Consider the following 17,775-nt stretch of genomic DNA (forward strand, 5'->3'; position numbering starts at 1 on the left):
TGGCAGATGTGACGGAAGTTGTTCATGAGGATCGACAAATTGCGCACCGCCGGGGATGAGATAGTGGAGGGGTGTCTGAGACTGCCCCTGATTCCACCGCCTGGCTGACGATCCCCGACCTCGTCGAGGCGCTCGGCGAGACGCCCGGTCGCGTACGTCGACTGATCGATGAGCGCTACCTGATCGGGTCGCGCCGCAACGGCGCCTTCGCAGTGCCGGCGGTGTTCATCGTGGACGGGCACCCGCTTCCGTCTCTGCGCGGCACGGTGATCGTGCTGCACGACGCCGCCTTCTCGGATGACGAGATCATCGACTGGATGCTGGCCGAGGAGGAGTCCCTTGGCCGATCGCCGATCGCGGCGCTGCTCGCCGGACACAAGAGTGAGGTCCGGCGCGTCGCACGCGCCCTCGCGTAAGCCCTCGGCGCCCGAGTCCTCGAAGCCTGAGTTCTCGGAGCCTCTGCGTGCTCAGGCGGATCGAGCGATGGCTGCTGCTGCCAGCTCGCCAAGGGCTGCCTCGGCCTGCCGGTCGAGGTCTGCTGTCTTCAGTGCGCGCTCGGCCTCGGCGGTGTAGCCGTCGATCATCGTCTCCACGTGCGCCAGCGCCCCGCTTGATCGGATCATGTGCTGCAGGGTCTCGACCTCATCGGGGGAGAGGTCCTGGTCGCCGATCCCGGCATCCAAGCGGCGTCGCTCCTCAGTGGAGAGGCGCTCGCGCGCGACCGCGATCAGTGCTGTGCGCTTGCCCTCCCGAAGATCATCGCCTGCCGGCTTGCCGGTGAGCGCCGAGTCGCCGAACACTCCGAGCACGTCGTCACGCAACTGGAACGCCATGCCAACCGGGTGTCCGAATGCGCGCAGCTCCGACAGCGCACGATCGTCGGCGCCGCCGAGTGTGGCCCCGAGCACGATCGGCTCCTCGACGCTGTAGCGGGCCGACTTCAGCGATGCGACGCGCAGCGCGCGCTCGAGCAGGACTGCGGGCGGGCTGACGCTCCACGCCGATTCCTCGGTGATGTCGAGCATCTGCCCGACCGTGACGTCCCGGCGCATCCGCGCGTACTCGGCGCGGGTTGCCGCCGCGTGCGGGTGGGCACCCAGCGACTCCTCCAGCAGATCGTCGCTCCAGGCGACGAGCAGATCGCCGAGCAGCACGGCCGAGGATCGACCGAACGCCGCGGCGTCACCATGCCAGCCCGCCCGGCGATGGGCGGCCTCCAGGGCGCGGTGCGAGGCGGGCCTGCCGCGGCGGGTGTCGGAGTTGTCGATCAGATCGTCGTGCACCAGCGCGGCCGATTGGAAGACCTCAAGCGCGGCGGCGAGACCCCAGAGCGGGTCTCCTGCAGGAGAGTCGGATGCTGCCAGCCAGCCGGCGTGGCAGAAGCGGGCACGCAGTCGCTTTCCGCCCTCCAGAGTGTCGGCAGCGGCGTCGAGGAACAGCACGGCATCAGGGCCGTACTCGGCGCTGCGTGACCGGATCTCGGCGAGGAACAGGTCGAGGCGTGCGGCGACGGCGTCGATCACGAACGAAGAGGACACGATTCCCAGCCTAGATGCAGAAATCCGCACCTGCCTGGCTAGCCGACCGCCCCGCACGCGGGTAGACTGATGGCACCGAACCGAGGGGGTTGGACATGCCTCTTTCCGAACAAGAGCAGCGCATGCTCGATGAGATGGAACGTCATCTCCTGCAGCACGACGCAGACGTGGTCAGCGCGCCGTCAGGCGACCGTGCGCTGAGCTATCGAAACCTGGTCTATGGGGCCGTGCTGCTGCTCGTCGGCGTCGGCGGTCTCGTGGCAGCTGTCGCCCTCGGCTCAGTGCTGGGGCCCGTTGGCAGCATCATCATCGGCGTCGTCGCATTCCTTGCGATGCTCGGTGGAGTGATCCTCGCCTTCACACCGGTCAAGCGGCCGACCGAGGGGGTCCCGACGGACTCCTCGCCGCGAAGCGGCAAGCCCCGCGACGCCTCCTTCATGGATCGGATGAACGACCGGTGGGATCGACGTCAGGAAGAACGCTGATCTGACCTGCTGACTGAGCCCGGATGCTGTGCATCCGGGCTTTTTCGTTGTCGCTGACTTTTTCCTCCACTTGCCCTCCACCTTCCGCCACCCCGTGATTCCCCGTGATCACGGGGTTTTTCGTGCGCTTTCCGGGAGGTCGCTGAGAAACCCGAGGAATCTGCACCTAAAAGTGGAGTGAAGTGGAGTAAAGTGGTGCGCACCTCGGTTGGCCGGACCTAGGGGGGTGATGACCGGTGCTTTTGGGGACGCATACGCCAAAGCTGGACGACAAGGGACGGGTCATCCTGCCCGCCAAGTTCCGCGAGGACCTGGCCGGCGGCATCGTCGTCACGAGAGGGCAGGAGCGCTGCCTGTACGTGTTCAGCACGGCCGAGTTCGAGTCCCTGCACGAGCGCATCCGACAGGCACCGCTCAGCAACAAGCAGGCGCGGGACTTCCTGCGCATGTTCCTCTCCGGCGCGAGCGCCGAGATGCCAGACAGCCAGAACCGGATCACCCTTCCTGCGCACCTGCGTCAGTACGCGGGGCTGGAGAAGGAACTGGTGGTCACGGGGGTCGGCGCACACGCCGAGATCTGGAACGCCTCTGCATGGAACGCCTACCTGGAGAGCAACGAAGAGTCTTACGCCGATCTGGAACAGGAGGTGATTCCCGGATTGTTCTGACCACGGCTGTGATGCCTCGCCGCTCCGCCCCGACACACTTCCCCGGTGCCGGGTCGAGCGGAGAGGAATCAGAGCCGGAGGTCAGGGGGGAAGATCATGAGCATTCGCGACATTCACACACCGGTGCTCCTCGAGCGCTGCATCGAGCTGCTCGCACCAGCGCTGCAGCACGACGGCGCCGTCCTCGTCGACGCGACACTGGGCATGGGCGGGCACTCCGAGGCGTTCCTCGAGCGCTTCGCGAACATCCGCCTGATCGGGCTCGACCGCGACACTGACGCGCTGCGCATCGCGGGGGAGCGCCTTGCTCCGTTCGGCGACCGCGTCACGCTCGTGCACACGGTCTACGACGAGATCGGGCTGCATGCGCAGGGAGCATCCGCCGTCCTGTTCGACCTCGGCGTCTCCTCACTGCAGCTCGACGAGGCAGAGCGCGGCTTCGCGTACTCGAAGGACGCACCTCTGGACATGCGCATGGACCAGACGAAGGGGCGCACGGCGGCGACGATCATCGCCGAGTACAGCGAAGGGCAGCTGCGCCGCATCTTCGAGCGCTTTGGTGAGGAGAAACTCGCCGGCCGGTACGCCCGCTTCATCGTGCAGGCCCGCGCGGAGCATCCGATCGTCCGCTCCGGAGAACTCGTCGACCTTCTCATCGAGGCCACTCCGGCAGCGGCAAAGCGCGCCGGTCACCCCGCGAAGCGGGTGTTCCAGGCACTGCGGATCGAGGTCAACTCTGAGCTGAGCGTCCTGGCGGACGCGATCCCATCTGCGATGGACGCACTCGCCGTCGGCGGACGAATCGCCGTGATGTCGTATCAGTCTCTGGAGGATCGCCTCGTGAAGCAGGCGTTCGCTGCGGCATCCGCCTCCACGGCCCCTGCGGGGCTTCCGGTCGAGCTGCCGGAGCACGCACCGCGCTTCAAGGTGCTCACCAAGGGCGCCGAGCTCGCCGACGACGAGGAGCGCGCCCGCAACCCGCGTGCCATCCCGGTGCGATTGCGCGCCGCAGAGAAGCTGAGGGAGACGGCATGAGCCTGCAGCCGGCGCGCGTCCAGCCCGCCCCGACTCCGCGCTCCACCCCGCCGCGGCGCCTGCGTCCGGTGGCTGCTCCGTCGCCGAAGCGGCGGCCCAAGCTCGCCTACGCGGCTCTCGCCGTCGGCGGTGCGCTGGCGATCGGGATCGCCCAGATGGGCGTCTCGTTCGCGACCACGCAGGACGCCTTCGTGCTCGCGCAGCTGAGCAGTCAGCAGCATGATCTCGGACTTGAGAAGCAGGCACTGCACGAGACGATCGTCGGGCTGAGTTCACCGCAGTCCCTGGCGGCCAAGGCCGATTCGCTCGGCCTCGTGGTCGCAGGGTCCGCGTCCTACCTGCGACTCAGCGACGGCACGGTGCTCGGGGCCGGTGACGGCGCCGACTGGGCATCCACCGTCAACCCCAACGGCGCGACGTCGGTCGGCAACGCCCTGCTCGCGCCGCCGCCGAAGAAGACCCCGGAGCAGACCAGCACCCCGGCCGACGACCTCGGCGCCACCGACGCGCAGCCGGCCCTGCCGCCCACGGTCACCGACGGCCTGCCTTCGCCGACCACCCGATAGACCCGACAGCCGGACGGAGAAGACGAATGACGACACGAGCCACGCGAGGATCCCGCCGACGCACCGTCGTCGCCCTTGCCGTTATCCTCGCCGTCCTGGGGGCCTTCGTCTTCCGCCTGGTGGACATTCAGATCGTGCACGCCGACGACCACATCGCTGAGGGCGTCAACGACGGCAACCTGGGCACCACGAAGACCATCGAGGGCGCCAGAGGTGACATCGTCGACGAGCACGGCACGGTGCTGGCCTCCAGCGTGCTCGTCTACGACGCGGAGCTGTCGCCGCTCGTGATCACCACGCTCGAGAAGGCCAAGAAGAAGCCCAAGATCCCTTGGGCGCAGGCGAGCGAGCAGATAGCGCAGAGCATCGGCTCGAGTGGTGACGACCTCCGCGCAGCAGTGGACGAGAAGCTCGCGCAGGATCCGAAGTCGCAGTATCTTCCCCTGGCCGAAGGGCTGAACACCGATCAGTACCTTGAGCTGAGTGAGCTCGACCTCGCGTACCTGCACCTGCGACCCCGTTCGGTGCGGGTGTATCCCAACGGTGCGGTCGCGGGCAGCGCCGTCGGCTTCCTCAACGGGGCCGGCGACCCGCAGTACGGCATCGAGAAGATGCAGAACAAGTGCCTCGCGGCGAAGAACGGCGAGGTGACCTATCTGCGCGGGCAGGGCGGCGTGAAGATTCCGGGCAGTGAGCGCATCACCCCGGCGGTCGAGGGCGGCACTGTGCAGCTGACGATCGACAGCGACCTGAACTGGTACCTGCAGCAGATGATCGCCGAAGAGGCCAAGAAGCAGGGCGCCAAGGCCGGGTCGGTGACGGTCGTCGAGGTGGCGACGGGCAAGATCCGCGCGATGGCGGAGTACCCGACGGTCGACCCCAACGACATCGACGCCGTCAACCAGAAGTACTGGATGTCGCAGATCTTCGCCGACGCCTATGAGCCGGGCTCGACCTTCAAGCCCATCACCGCCGCGTCCGTGCTCAATGAGGGAGCCGCCACGCCGCTGACCTCGGTGAGCGCGCCCTCGCGTGAGCACTTCCCGAACGGGGCAGAGGTCAACGATCCCTTCTCGCACCCGGTGTACCAGTACACCTTCGCGGGTGCGCTGATCGACTCGTCGAACGTGTCGCTGTCGAAGTTCGGCACCAAGATCCCGCCGACCGTCCGCTACGACTACCTGAAGAAGTTCGGGGTCGGCAGCCCGACCGGCGTCGGATTCCCCGCCGAGCAGACCGGTGAGATCCACGACTCGAAGACCTGGGACAACCAGACCCTGTACACGACCACGTTCGGACAGGCGTTCACCGTCACCCCCGCGCAGATCGCTGGCGCGTATCAGGCGCTCGCGAACGACGGCGACAAGATCCCGCTCTCGCTGGTGGAGTCGTGCACGCTGCCGGACGGCACCGTGGTCAAGCCCGACGCGCCGAAGGGCGAGCAGATCGTGACGGAGAAGACCGCCAAGGAGGTGCGGCGGATGCTGGAGAACGTCGCCGTCCAGGGCGGCCTCGCCGACGCCGTCGAGGTTCCCGGCTACCGCATCGGGATGAAGACGGGCACGGCGCAGAAGCCGGATGGCAAGGGCGGGTACAAGTCCGGCATCTACTTCACGAACATGGCCGGCATCGCCCCCATCGAGGATCCCCAGTACGTAGTGCTGGTGACCCTGGACGAGCCGACTAAGATTAGGAGTTCCGCGGCCACCGCCGCCGCCTTCCAGAAGGCGATGACCCAGGTGCTGAAGACGTATCGGGTCGCGCCCTCGTCGCAGCCGATGGATGAGCTGCTTCCCAAATTCGACTAGCCGGCGACCTGCCGCCGCGCATGGAGATGGCACATGATCGCCCTGTCGCTCGCTGAGATCGCTGAGATCCTGCATGGAGAGCTGCGCCTGTCCGGCGCGGACACTCCGAGCACCGTCGTATCCGGCACCGTCGACACCGATTCCCGCGAGATGACGAAGGGCTCGATCTTCGTCGCGAAGCCCGGTGACGTCACAGACGGGCACCGCTTCGTCGGGGCGGCTGCCGAAGCCGGCGCGGTGCTGGCGATCGTGGAGCGCCCGGTCGACGAGGTGGCGATCACTCAGATCGTCGTGCCCGATGCGGTCGAAGCCCTCGCCGATCTCGCCCGCGAGGTCGTGACGCGCGTGCGCGCAGTGGGCGACCTGAGGATCGTCGGCATCACGGGGTCGAACGGCAAGACCACGACGAAGAACTTCCTGGCCCGCATCCTGTCCGATGAGGGCGAGACGGTGGCGCCGGTGCGCTCGTACAACAACGAGGTCGGCGCGCCGCTGACGATGCTGCGGGTCACCCCCAGCACGCGGTTCCTGGTCAGCGAGTTCGGCGCCGCAGGCGCGGGGAGCATCGCGCGCCTTGCAGGTCTCGTCACGCCGGACGTCTCGGTCGTGCTCATGGTCGGGCTGGCCCACGCCGGCGGCTTCGGCGGGATCGAGGAGACCGCGAAGGCCAAGGCCGAGCTGGTCGCCGCGGCGCGCCCAGAGGGCACAGCCGTGCTGAACACCGACGATCCGCGGGTGTGGGCGATGCGCGAACTCGCCGAGGAGCGCGGCATGAGCGTGATCGGGTTCGGCCAGAACCCGGATGCCGCCGTGCGCGCTGAGGCGCTCGAGGTGACAGCATCCGGCACCACCTGCGTCATCGTGGCAGAGGGCGTGCGCACGCCGCTGCGGCTGCAGGTGCTCGGCGCGCACCACGTGAGCAACGCGCTGGCCGCCATCGCGGCAGCCGGCGTGCTCGGCGTTCCGGCGCCGGCGGCGATCGCCAGGCTCGAGTCCGTCGAGATCGCCGAGCGCTGGCGCATGCAGCCGATGGGGGGCGAGCGCGTGCGCATCATCAACGACGCGTACAACGCCAGCCCCGATTCGATGGCTGCGGCGCTGCGCACCCTCGCGCAGATCACCGGCCCTGACGAGCGCACCGTCGCCGTGCTCGGAGCGATGAGCGAACTCGGCGAGACCGCCGGTGAGGAGCACGACCGGATCGGTCTGCTCGCGGTGCGGCTGAACATCCAGCGGATCGTCGTCGTCGGACCAGAAGCCCGCCGACTGTACCTCGCCGCCGTCGGCGAGGGCTCGTGGGACAGCGAAGCGGTGCACCTGCCGGATCAGGACGCCGCGTTCGAATATCTGAAGACCGAGCTGCGCGAAGGCGATCGCGTGCTCGTGAAATCATCCAATTCCGTGGGGCTCCGGCATCTCGGCGATCGTCTGGGAGAATTGTTCTCGTGAGGTCCTTGCTCATGGCGACGGCGATTTCGCTCGCCTTCACACTCTTCCTTACCCCCGTCTTCCTGAAGCTGTTCCGCAGGATCGGCTGGGGGCAGGTCATCCGCACCCCGGACGACATCGCGAACCCCAATCACGAGGCCAAGCGCGGCACGCCGACGATGGGCGGCGTGATCTTCATCCTCGGCACCATCGTCGGCTACTTCGCCGGCACGCTCTTCGGCGGCACCACGCCCGCACTGTCGGCGATCCTCGTGCTCTGGCTGATGGTCGGCTTCGGAGCGGTCGGGTTCATCGACGACTACATGAAGGTGCGCAGCCAGCGCAGTCTCGGACTGTCCGGCTGGCGCAAGATCGTCGGTCAGCTGCTCGTGCTGATCCCGTTCGGCGTCGTCGCCCTCAACTTCCCCAACCGTCTCGGCCAGTACCCGGCCAGCGGCTACGTCTCGCTGTTCCGCGACATCCCATGGCTGAACCTCTTCGCGTTCGGTGCCGTGCTCGGGTGGATCCTGTACCTCATCTGGATCTCGATCATCGGCGTCGCGACGTCGAACAGCGTGAACCTCACCGATGGACTCGACGGCCTGGCGGCCGGAGCCGGCGTGTTCGTGGTCGGCGCGTACAGCCTGATCGCGTTCTGGCAGTTCAAGCAGTCCTGCGTCGGCGAGGCCATGGCATTGGCCGGATGCTACGAAGTGCGCGAACCGCTCAACCTGGCCACGGTGTCCGCGGCCTTCGCGGGAGGTCTGATCGGCTTCCTGTGGTGGAACGCCCCCAAGGCGAAGGTCTTCATGGGCGATGTCGGCTCGATGGCGATCGGCGGCGTCATCACGGCGATGGCGATCCTGACGCGCACCGAGCTGCTGCTGCTGGTGATCGCCGGCATCTTCGTGCTCTCGTCCGGCTCGGTGATCCTGCAGCGCGCCTACTTCAAGATCACCCGCGGCAAGCGGCTGTTCCTGATGAGCCCGTTCCATCACCATCTCGAGATGCGCGGCTGGGCAGAGGTCACGATCGTCGTGCGACTGTGGATCATCGCCGGGCTCCTGGCCGTGTCGGCCGTCGGCCTGTTCTACGTGGATTGGCTGATCCAGGTATGAGCGCGCGACTGGACGGCCTCACCAGCTGGCATGCCGACTGGTCGGGGCTGCGGGTCGCCGTCCTCGGCCTCTCCGTCACTGGGTTCTCGGTCGCCGACACGCTCACCGAACTCGGGGCCGACGTGCTCGTGCTGTCGGAGACCGCATCCGAGGAGTACGCGAGCCTGGTGCCGGTCATCGGCGCCCGGCTGGAGCTCGGCGCACTGGACGAGGTGCCGCAGACGCTGCGCGAGTTCGACCCCGAGGTGGTCATCGCATCCCCTGGCTTCGCACCATCGCATCCGATCATCCAGTGGACGCAGCAGAGCGGCATCGCCCTGTGGGGCGATGTGGAGCTGGCCTGGCGCGTGCGCGACAAGGTCGTGCGCGCCGACGGCACCCCCGCCGAGTGGATGCTGATCACCGGGACGAACGGCAAGACCACGACGACCCAGCTCACGGCCACGCTGCTGAACGCCGGCGGGCTGCGCGCGGCCCCCTGCGGCAACATCGGCGTGCCCGTGCTCGACGCGGTGCGCGACCCGAGCGGATTCGACGTGCTCGTCGTCGAGCTCTCCAGCCACCAGCTCTGGTACATCGGTCAGTCGGAGCCCGCGGGCCAGCTGGTTCCGTATGCCGCCACGTGCCTGAACCTCGCCGACGACCATCTCGTCTGGCACGGCAGCGCCGATGCCTATCGGGCGGCGAAGGCCTTCGTGTACCGCAACACCAGGGTCGCCTGCGTCTACAACAAGGCGGATGCCGCCACCCAGCAGATGGTCGAGGAGGCCGACGTCGTCGAGGGCGCCCGCGCCATCGGCTTCGACCTCGGCACCCCGGGACCGAGCGATCTGGGCGTTGTCGATGGCATCCTCGTCGATCGGGCCTTCCACGACGACCGTCGCAACAGCGCGATCGAGCTGACGACGGTCGAAGAACTGCACGCGGTCGGACTGTCCGCCCCCCACATCGTGCAGAACATCCTCGCGGCCGCAGCACTGGCGCGGTCGCTCGGGGTCGGGCCCGAGGTGATCCACGACGCGCTGCAGGCGTTCACCCTGGACGCGCATCGCATCCAGCTGATCGCCGCGCACCGGGGCATCCGATGGATCGACGACTCGAAGGCGACCAACCCGCACGCGGCAGCCTCGTCGCTTCGGGCCTACCCCGGTGCGGTCTGGGTCGTCGGCGGCGACCTCAAGGGCGTCGACCTCTCCGATCTCATCGGCGGCGCGGGAGCGACCGCCGCCGCTGCCATCCTCATCGGAATCGATCGAGAACCGCTTCTGACGGCGTTCCGACGACACGCGTCGCACGTGCCCGTGTTCGAGGTCATCCCCGGTGACACTGGAGAGGTCATGGATCGCGTCGTGGAACTGGCGACGGGAATCGTCGATGGCGAGGGGACGGTTCTGCTGGCCCCGGCCGCGGCCTCCTTCGACCAGTTCACCAGCTACGCGGACCGAGGAGAGCGCTTCGCGCAGGCGGTGCGCGCATGGATCGAGCGGGCCGAATCGTAGGCGAAGGAGGGGGCGGATGACGCAGACAGCTCGCCCACCCCACTCCGAGACCGCCTCCCGCACAGCAGGTCGGGGGCTCGCAGCCCGAGTGCACCTCGGCAGGCTCTTCACGCCGCCCTCGACCGAATTCGTGATGATCGCCTCGACGGCGACGCTGCTGACGCTGTTCGGCCTGGTGATGATCTTCTCCGCCACAAGCGCGAACCCGACCTCACCTTTCGACGAGGCGCTCAAGCAGGGCCTGTTCGCCCTCATCGGCATCCCTCTGATGCTGCTCGTGAGCCGGCTGCCGGTGGCCTTCTTCGGAAAGATCGCGTGGCCGGCGCTGATCGGCGCCACGGCGCTGCAGCTGCTCATCTTCGTGCCAGGGTTGCGGGTGTCCTCAGACGGCAATACGAACTGGATCAAGATCGCCGGCTTCCAGATGCAGCCGAGTGAGTTCCTCAAACTCGCCCTGGTGCTGTGGATCGCCTTCGTGCTGCTGCGCAAGCAGGCGCGCCTCGGCATCTGGCATCACGTGTTCATCCCGGTCGTGCCGGTATCGCTCCTGGTGATCGCCACCGTGATCGGCGGCAACGACCTCGGCACCGCGATGGTGCTCGTGCTGGCCGTGCTCGGCTGCCTGTTCTTCTCGGGCGTGAAGCTGCGTCTGTTCATCCTGCCGCTGCTCGTCGGCATCGTCGGCGTGCTGTTCTACGCGCTCTCCAGCGACAACCGCATGAAGCGGATCCTCTCAGCCCTCAACCCCGAGTCGTGCGATATCACCGACGAGTGCTATCAGCCCGCCCACGGCGTGTGGGGCATGGCCAACGGCGGCATCTTCGGGGTCGGCCTCGGCAACTCCCAGGAGAAGTACGGCTGGCTGCCGGCCGCCGCGAACGACTACATCTTCGCCATCGTGGGTGAGGAGCTCGGGCTGATCGGCTGTCTGCTGGTGCTGGCGCTGTTCGGCATCTTCACCGTCGGGGCGTTCCACATCATCCGCAAGACCAACGACCCATTCATCCGCGTCGCCACCGGCGGCATCGTCGTCTGGATCATCGGCCAGGCGCTGATCAACATCGGTGTCGTGCTGCGCGTGTTCCCCGTGATGGGCGTGCCGCTGCCGTTCATGTCGCAGGGCGGAACGGCGCTGCTCTCGGTGCTGATGGCATGCGGAGTGCTGCTCGCCTTCGCCCGCACCATGCCGGCGCCAGGGCAGGCCGCGGCAGGGCGATCGTCGGCCGATCGCACCCCACGCGGACGGGGTAAAGTCGCCAGGTGACCACGTACCTTCTCGCCGGCGGGGGCACCGCCGGCCATGTCAACCCCCTGCTCGCGGTGGCCGATCTGCTGCGCGAGCGCGACGGCGCCGACGTCCTCGTGCTCGGCACCAAGGAGGGACTGGAGTCCCGACTGGTGCCCGAGCGCGGCTATGAGCTGCTGATCGTCGACAAGGTGCCGTTCCCGCGTCGCCCGAACAGGGCCGCAGCCGCATTCCCGGCGCGCTTCCAGCGTGCTGTGAAGCAGGTGCGCGCCCACATCCGAGAGCACGGCGTCGATGTGGTCGTCGGGTTCGGGGGCTATGCCGCCGCGCCCGCCTACGTCGCCGCACGTCGCGAGAAGGTGCCTTTCGTGGTGCACGAGGCCAACGCCAAGCCGGGGCTTGCGAACGTGCTCGGCGCCCGCCGCGCGGCCGGTGTCGGCGTCGCCTTCGCCGGCACCCCGCTCAAGCGCGGTGAGGTCGTCGGCATGCCGCTGCGCCGCGAGGTCGTCGACCTCGACCGGGCCGCAGCGCGTGCCGAGGCCGCGGCCGAGTTCGGGCTCGACCCTGACAAGCCGGTGCTGCTGGTGTTCGGCGGATCGCTCGGCGCGCTGCGATTGAACACGGCCTTCGCCGACGCCTGGCGCGACGTGCTCGCTTCTGGATGGCAGCTGCTGCACGCCACCGGTGAGCGCAGCGACCTGGTCGACCCAGGTGCGGCCGGCTACACGCAGCTCCGCTACATCGACCGCATGGACCTGGCGTTCGCCCTCGCCGATCTGATCGTGTCGCGTTCGGGGTCGGCGACCGTCAGCGAGGTCAGCGCGCTGGGCATTCCAGCCGTGTACGTGCCGTACGCCGTCGGCAACGGCGAGCAGCGTCTCAATGCCGCATCTGCGGTGACGGCGGGAGCGGCGCTGCTGCTGGACGACGCGACATTCGACGGCGACGCGGTGCGCTCCGAGATCGTTCCGCTGCTCTCGGATGCCAGGAGGCTGGCGGCGATGGCGGACAGCGCGCAGCACGTCGGATCGCGCACAGGCGCTGAGGACCTCGTCGCGCTGATCGATCGGGCGCTGGCAGAAAAGTAGACTGAGAACGACATGATCAGACCCGACCTCACCCTCCCCATTCCCGAGACCATCACCTCTGCCCACTTCATCGGCATCGGCGGCTCTGGCATGAGCGGCCTCGCCCGCATGTTCCTCGATGCGGGCATCCGCGTCTCCGGCTCGGACCGTGCCGACAGCGACAATCTGCGCGCCCTCGCCGAGGCGGGCGCGACCGTCTACGTCGGGCACGACGCCGCGCACCTCGGCGATGCCGACACCGTGATCCACACCGGCGCGATCTGGCCGGAGAACCCCGAGTTCGTCACGGCGAAGCAGCGCGGTCTGCACGTCATCCATCGATCGCAGGCGCTGTACTGGCTGATCGGCGACCGCCGGCTGGTGTCGGTCGCAGGGGCCCACGGCAAGACGAGCTCGACGGGCATGCTGATCACCGCGCTGCAGGCGCTCGGCGCTGACCCGAGTTTCGTCAACGGCGGCGTGATCGAGCAGCTCGGCGCATCCAGCGCCTCGGGTTCCGATGACCTGTTCGTCATCGAGGCCGACGAGTCGGACGGCACGTTCCTGCTGTACGACACCGCCATCGCGCTGATCACCAACGTCGACCCTGACCACCTCGACTTCTTCAGCTCGGAGGACGCGTTCTACGACGCCTTCGTGCGCTTCGGCGACGAGGCGGGCGAGGCGGTCGTCATCTCCAGTGACGATCCAGGTGCCCAGCGCGTTCACGCGAGTCTGCGTCATGAGCACATCGTGACGTTCGGACAGGCGCCGGATGCTGATGTGCGCCTGTCGGACATCGACACGACCGGCGGTGTCGCGGCGACCGTGACGCACGGTGAGGAGTCGGCGCGGATGCAGCTGGTCGTGCCAGGCGCACACAACGCCGTCAACGCCACCGGCGTGGTCGCGGTGCTGCTGACGCTCGGCTACGGGCTGGCCGATGCCGTGCGCGCTGTCGAGGGCTTCGCGGGCACCGTGCGTCGCCTCGAGCTGCACGGCGAGGCGCGAGGCGTGCACGTGTACGACGACTACTCGCATCACCCCACCGAGGTTCGCGCCGCGCTCGAGGCGATGCGCGGTGTGGCCGGCGGCGGACGGGTCATCGCGATCCAGCAGCCGCACACCTACTCGCGCACGCAGCAGATGTACCGCGAATTCGCCGAGGTGCTCGAGGAGCTCGCCGACCACACGGTCATGCTCGACGTGTACGGGGCCCGAGAGGACCCTGTGCCCGGTGTCACCGGCGAGCTGGTCAGCCGAGCATTCGCCGACCCCGCTCACGTGCACTACGTTCCGGACTGGCAGGCGGCGGCCGACTACACAGCGAAGGTCGCCCGTGACGGCGACTACGTGGTGACGCTCGGCTGCGGCAACGTCTACCAGATCATCCCGCAGGTGCTCGACTCCCTTCGGCGCACGCCCGAGGCCTGATATGCGACGCCCGGCACCGCTCCCGGCTTCGGCGGACGAGCCTGCGCGCGGCGCGCACCGTGAGCGCGTCGCCGACGAGCGCGCGGACGCGCGACTGTCGGCGGAGTCGCCGTCGGATGCCGGCGCCGGCGCGGCGTGGTCACTGGAGCGTGAAGACCTGCGGGTGTCCGATGCCGCCACGGCGGTGATCGACGATGCTGAGCTGCGCGGCTCTGAAGTGCACGCCGATGAACCCGGCCCGACCCTGCGCGGCAGTGACATCTGGCGCGCCGCCAGGGCACGGCGCAGGGCGCTGCGCGCCGAGATCCGCCGCTTCACGCAGCGGTCGAGGCGACGGCGGATCATCCTGTGGGGATCGATCGGGGCAGTCGTCGCGCTGGTGCTCGGCAGCATCATCGCGGCGTACAGCCCGCTGTTCGCCGTGCGTGAGATCACGGTCGCCGGGGCCGAGACGGTCGATCCGGTCGCCGTGCAGCAGGCGCTGGCGGGGCAGATCGGCTCGCCCTTGGCGCTGGTGGATGCCAGTGCCGTCAAGTCCGCTTTGACCGAGTTCCCCATGATCGAGACTTACGCCCTCGAGGCGCGCCCTCCGCACGAACTGCTCGTGCGCATCGTGGAGCGCACCCCCATCGGCGTGATCGAATCCGACGCCGGCTTCTCGCTGGTCGACGCCGCAGGCGTCGTGCTGTCGACCACCCCGGAGCCGCCGAAGGGACAGGCTGTGCTGGAGGTCTCCGGCGGCATCGACTCGCCGGCATTTCGCAGTGCAGGTCTCGTGATGCGGTCGCTGCCGGCCGACATCCGCGGCACGGTGACCGAGGTGCGCGCGTCTTCCGGCGACGACGTGACGCTGAAGCTGCAGGACGGCAAGACCATCGTGTGGGGGAGCGACAAGGACTCGGTGCGCAAGGCCGAAGTGCTCGTGCGACTCATCGCCGCATCTCCGAACTCCTCGGTCTTCGACGTCTCCTCGCCGACTGTTCCGGTCGTCGGCTGAGAGATCACCGCGACACGCCGTGTCGCTGCGCCCGCGTGCGACGCTTGCGCATACCGTCGATCTCGAGAACGCAATACCGGGAAACAGTTTAACCCTCTCGTTGAGGTTTAAGGTCTATCCCACGTCAGGCTCGAATAACGGAGGCCGGCCATGAGCCAGAACCAGAACTACCTCGCCGTGATCAAGGTCGTCGGCGTCGGCGGTGGCGGCGTCAACGCCGTCAACCGGATGATCGATCTCGGGCTCCGCGGAGTCGAGTTCATCGCCGTCAACACCGATGCGCAGGCGCTGCTGATGAGCGACGCCGACATCAAGCTCGACGTCGGGCGCGAACTGACGAGGGGGCTCGGCGCCGGAGCCGATCCCGAGGTGGGCCGCCGCGCGGCAGAAGACCACGCCGAAGAGATCGAGCAGGCGCTCACCGGCGCCGACATGGTCTTCGTCACCGCCGGTGAAGGCGGCGGAACCGGCACCGGAGGAGCCCCCGTCGTCGCGCGCATCGCGAAGTCGATCGGCGCGCTGACCATCGGCGTCGTCACCAAGCCGTTCTCGTTCGAGGGTCGTCGTCGCCAGAGTCAGGCCGAGGCCGGCGTCGCGAAGCTGAAGGAAGAAGTCGACACGCTCATCGTGGTGCCGAACGATCGGCTTCTCGAGATCAGCGACCGCGGCATCTCGATGATCGAGGCGTTCGCCACGGCCGACCAGGTGCTGCTCGCCGGTGTGCAGGGCATCACCGACCTCATCACCACCCCCGGCCTGATCAACCTCGACTTCGCCGACGTGAAGTCGGTCATGCAGGGCGCTGGCTCCGCGCTCATGGGCATCGGATCGGCGCGCGGCGCGGATCGCGCCATCAAGGCAGCCGAACTCGCCGTCGAGTCGCCGCTGCTGGAGGCATCGATCGAAGGTGCGCACGGCGTGCTGCTGTCGATCCAGGGTGGATCGAACCTCGGAATCTTCGAGATCCACGACGCGGCGGACCTCGTCAAGGAGGCCGCGCACCCCGAGGCCAACATCATCTTCGGAACGGTCATCGACGACACTCTCGGCGACGAGGTGCGGGTCACCGTGATCGCAGCCGGCTTCGACGGCGGAGAGCCGACGACACGACTCGAGCCGATGGTCGTCGAGCGCCCGGCGGCGGCATCGCTGCCAGAGGTGCGCCTCGACGAGACCGAGGATGCGACGCCCGAGGCCGCGCGTCCCGTCGCCTCCGCCCCCGTCGCCTCGAGCATCGAGCCTGCCTTCTCTGACGACGAGATCGACATCCCCGAGTTCCTCAAGTGACTCTCGCAGCGCGGCTGTCGGCGATCGATGAGCAGATCGCCGACGCCGCGCGCCGCTCAGAGCGCGACCCGGGTGAGATCACGCGAATCGTCGTGACGAAGTTCCATCCGGCCGAGCTCGTCCGAGAGTTGCACCAGCTCGGCGTCACCGACGTCGGCGAGAACCGGCAGCAGGAGCTCACCGCCAAGCGCGAAGCCGTCCCTGATCTCGACCTGCGGTGGCACTTCATCGGTCAGGCGCAGTCGAACAAGGCCGGCGCCATCCGCCGGGCATCCGATTTCGTGCACTCGGTCGACCGCGTGCGCATCGCAGACGGACTTCACCGTGCGGGTGGGGACGGGTCGGTGCTGGACGTACTCGTGCAGGTCAACCTCACCGACGACGCCGCACGCGGCGGCACCGCCGCTGCTGAGGCGGAGCGGCTCGCCGAGCACATCCTGGGTCTCGACTCGCTTCGGCTGCGCGGCGTGATGGCCGTCGCTCCGCTCGACGAGGAACCCGCCGCCGCATTCGCGCGGCTGCGCTCCGTCGCAGACGGCATTCGCGCTCTGGCGCCGGATGCCACCTGGATCTCCGCCGGGATGACCGGCGATTTCGTCGAGGCGATCGATGCGGGTGCGACACACCTGCGGATCGGCTCGGCAATCACCGGACCCCGCCCCGACCGGGGTTAACCTTGCAACCAGACCAGCCCGCACCGTTCGAACCGGAGGACAACATGGGTAACCCGCTGAAGAAGACCATGGTGTATCTCGGCCTCGCCGACGAGGAAGAGGTCTACGAGGATCAGGCTGCGCAGGCGCCCGTCCGCGCAACGCGCGAACGTGAGCGCGAGCGCGAGCGCGACCGGGAAGAGCCGGCACCGGCCCCTGTCACGCCCCTGCGCCGACCGACCGCGGTGCGTCAGCCCGCCGCCGGCGTGGTCAACGAGATCCTCACGGTGCACCCCAAGCAGTATCGCGACGCGCAGGTCATCGCAGAGAACTTCCGTGACGGAATTCCTGTGATCATCAACCTGTCGCAGATGAGCGACGCCGACGCGCGTCGCCTCATCGACTTCGCGAGTGGACTGTCGCTGGGGCTGTACGGACGCATCGAGCGCGTCACGAGCAAGGTCTTCCTGCTGTCTCCTGAGAACATCGCGATCTCAGGGCAGGGCGGGATTGCGCAGGCGGAGTCCGCCTCGTTCGATCACGCCTGATCCGTGGGAACCGTTCTCAGCATCATCGGCGGCATCGTCGACCTGGTGCTGACGCTGTACGTGCTGGTGCTCATCGTCCGATTGGTGCTGGATTACATCCCGCTGTTCAAGAGGAACTGGCGTCCGAAGGGCGCTGGGCTGATCGCCGCCGAGGTCGTCTACACCATCACTGACCCGCCGATCCGATTCTTCCGAAAGCTCGTGCCACCGCTGCGGATCGGCACGATAGCGCTCGACTTCGGCTTCACCCTGACCATGATCGCCGTGCTGATCCTGATGGCGATCGTGCGGGCGCTGACCTGAGCATGTGCCGGGTAGTCGCGTCGCGTCACCCAGACAGGGGGGCTATGCTTGGCTCCCAGGCGCGCCCCTCAGGGGGCACGTCAAAGAACCACCGC

General features: G+C 68.1%; 18 protein-coding genes. 17 read left to right on the forward strand and 1 reads right to left on the reverse strand.

Annotated features, from left to right (window positions below; translation table 11 throughout):
* Nucleotides 1–71: 71 nt before the first annotated feature.
* Nucleotides 72–416 (forward strand): Rv2175c family DNA-binding protein, encoded by a 345-nt coding sequence (locus MNR00_RS06605; protein WP_241928358.1) that lies wholly within the window; start codon nucleotides 72–74, stop codon nucleotides 414–416.
* A 51-nt stretch (nucleotides 417–467) separates the two neighbouring features.
* On the opposite strand, the gene MNR00_RS06610 is transcribed toward MNR00_RS06605, so the two are convergent.
* Nucleotides 468–1,538 (reverse strand): polyprenyl synthetase family protein, encoded by a 1,071-nt coding sequence (locus MNR00_RS06610; protein ID WP_347271927.1) that lies wholly within the window; start codon nucleotides 1,536–1,538, stop codon nucleotides 468–470.
* Between the two features lie 95 nt (nucleotides 1,539–1,633).
* Here MNR00_RS06610 and MNR00_RS06615 point away from each other — a divergent pair, with 95 nt between their 5' ends.
* From MNR00_RS06615 to MNR00_RS06690, 16 genes are all read left to right on the forward strand, one after another.
* Nucleotides 1,634–2,023: a DUF3040 domain-containing protein gene (locus MNR00_RS06615; RefSeq protein ID WP_241928359.1), complete on the forward strand. Its 390-nt coding sequence runs from the start codon at nucleotides 1,634–1,636 to the stop codon at nucleotides 2,021–2,023.
* 236 nt (nucleotides 2,024–2,259) lie between these two features.
* Entirely contained in the window at nucleotides 2,260–2,691 is a 432-nt protein-coding gene (mraZ, locus tag MNR00_RS06620) for a division/cell wall cluster transcriptional repressor MraZ (protein ID WP_241928360.1), read from the forward strand.
* Between the two features lie 96 nt (nucleotides 2,692–2,787).
* Nucleotides 2,788–3,726, forward strand: a complete 939-nt coding sequence (rsmH, locus tag MNR00_RS06625) for a 16S rRNA (cytosine(1402)-N(4))-methyltransferase RsmH (protein WP_241928361.1) — start codon at nucleotides 2,788–2,790, stop codon at nucleotides 3,724–3,726.
* Entirely contained in the window at nucleotides 3,723–4,292 is a 570-nt protein-coding gene (locus MNR00_RS06630) for a hypothetical protein (RefSeq protein WP_241928362.1), read from the forward strand. The genes rsmH and MNR00_RS06630 overlap by 4 nt, the downstream gene beginning before the upstream one ends.
* 26 nt (nucleotides 4,293–4,318) lie before the next feature.
* Nucleotides 4,319–6,100, forward strand: coding sequence for a penicillin-binding protein 2 (locus MNR00_RS06635; RefSeq protein WP_241928363.1), 1,782 nt, complete (start codon nucleotides 4,319–4,321; stop codon nucleotides 6,098–6,100).
* A 33-nt stretch (nucleotides 6,101–6,133) separates the two neighbouring features.
* Complete coding sequence (gene murF, locus MNR00_RS06640; RefSeq protein WP_241928364.1) at nucleotides 6,134–7,549, forward strand: UDP-N-acetylmuramoyl-tripeptide--D-alanyl-D-alanine ligase; 1,416 nt, start codon at nucleotides 6,134–6,136, stop codon at nucleotides 7,547–7,549.
* Nucleotides 7,546–8,646, forward strand: a complete 1,101-nt coding sequence (gene mraY, locus MNR00_RS06645; RefSeq protein WP_241928365.1) for a phospho-N-acetylmuramoyl-pentapeptide-transferase — start codon at nucleotides 7,546–7,548, stop codon at nucleotides 8,644–8,646. Before murF ends, mraY begins: the two co-directional genes overlap by 4 nt.
* Nucleotides 8,643–10,145, forward strand: coding sequence for a UDP-N-acetylmuramoyl-L-alanine--D-glutamate ligase (murD, locus tag MNR00_RS06650; protein WP_241928366.1), 1,503 nt, complete (start codon nucleotides 8,643–8,645; stop codon nucleotides 10,143–10,145). Before mraY ends, murD begins: the two co-directional genes overlap by 4 nt.
* 16 nt (nucleotides 10,146–10,161) lie before the next feature.
* Nucleotides 10,162–11,409, forward strand: coding sequence for a putative peptidoglycan glycosyltransferase FtsW (locus tag MNR00_RS06655; RefSeq protein WP_241928367.1), 1,248 nt, complete (start codon nucleotides 10,162–10,164; stop codon nucleotides 11,407–11,409).
* The gene (locus MNR00_RS06660) at nucleotides 11,406–12,479 is read left to right on the forward strand and encodes a glycosyltransferase (protein WP_241928368.1); all 1,074 of its coding nucleotides are present in this window, start codon (nucleotides 11,406–11,408) and stop codon (nucleotides 12,477–12,479) included. The genes MNR00_RS06655 and MNR00_RS06660 overlap by 4 nt, the downstream gene beginning before the upstream one ends.
* A 12-nt stretch (nucleotides 12,480–12,491) precedes the next feature.
* Nucleotides 12,492–13,892, forward strand: coding sequence for a UDP-N-acetylmuramate--L-alanine ligase (gene murC / locus MNR00_RS06665; protein WP_241928369.1), 1,401 nt, complete (start codon nucleotides 12,492–12,494; stop codon nucleotides 13,890–13,892).
* A 1-nt stretch (nucleotide 13,893) separates the two neighbouring features.
* Nucleotides 13,894–14,889 (forward strand): FtsQ-type POTRA domain-containing protein, encoded by a 996-nt coding sequence (locus tag MNR00_RS06670; protein WP_241928370.1) that lies wholly within the window; start codon nucleotides 13,894–13,896, stop codon nucleotides 14,887–14,889.
* A gap of 150 nt (nucleotides 14,890–15,039) precedes the next feature.
* Complete coding sequence (gene ftsZ, locus MNR00_RS06675; RefSeq protein WP_241928371.1) at nucleotides 15,040–16,176, forward strand: cell division protein FtsZ; 1,137 nt, start codon at nucleotides 15,040–15,042, stop codon at nucleotides 16,174–16,176.
* Entirely contained in the window at nucleotides 16,173–16,850 is a 678-nt protein-coding gene (locus tag MNR00_RS06680) for a YggS family pyridoxal phosphate-dependent enzyme (RefSeq protein WP_241928372.1), read from the forward strand. The genes ftsZ and MNR00_RS06680 overlap by 4 nt, the downstream gene beginning before the upstream one ends.
* 44 nt (nucleotides 16,851–16,894) lie before the next feature.
* Nucleotides 16,895–17,377, forward strand: coding sequence for a cell division protein SepF (gene sepF, locus MNR00_RS06685; RefSeq protein WP_241928373.1), 483 nt, complete (start codon nucleotides 16,895–16,897; stop codon nucleotides 17,375–17,377).
* A gap of 3 nt (nucleotides 17,378–17,380) precedes the next feature.
* Nucleotides 17,381–17,680, forward strand: coding sequence for a YggT family protein (locus MNR00_RS06690; RefSeq protein ID WP_241928374.1), 300 nt, complete (start codon nucleotides 17,381–17,383; stop codon nucleotides 17,678–17,680).
* Nucleotides 17,681–17,775: the final 95 nt, after the last annotated feature.

Source organism: Microbacterium sp. H1-D42 (assembly GCF_022637555.1).
Classification (GTDB): Bacteria; Actinomycetota; Actinomycetes; order Actinomycetales; family Microbacteriaceae; genus Microbacterium.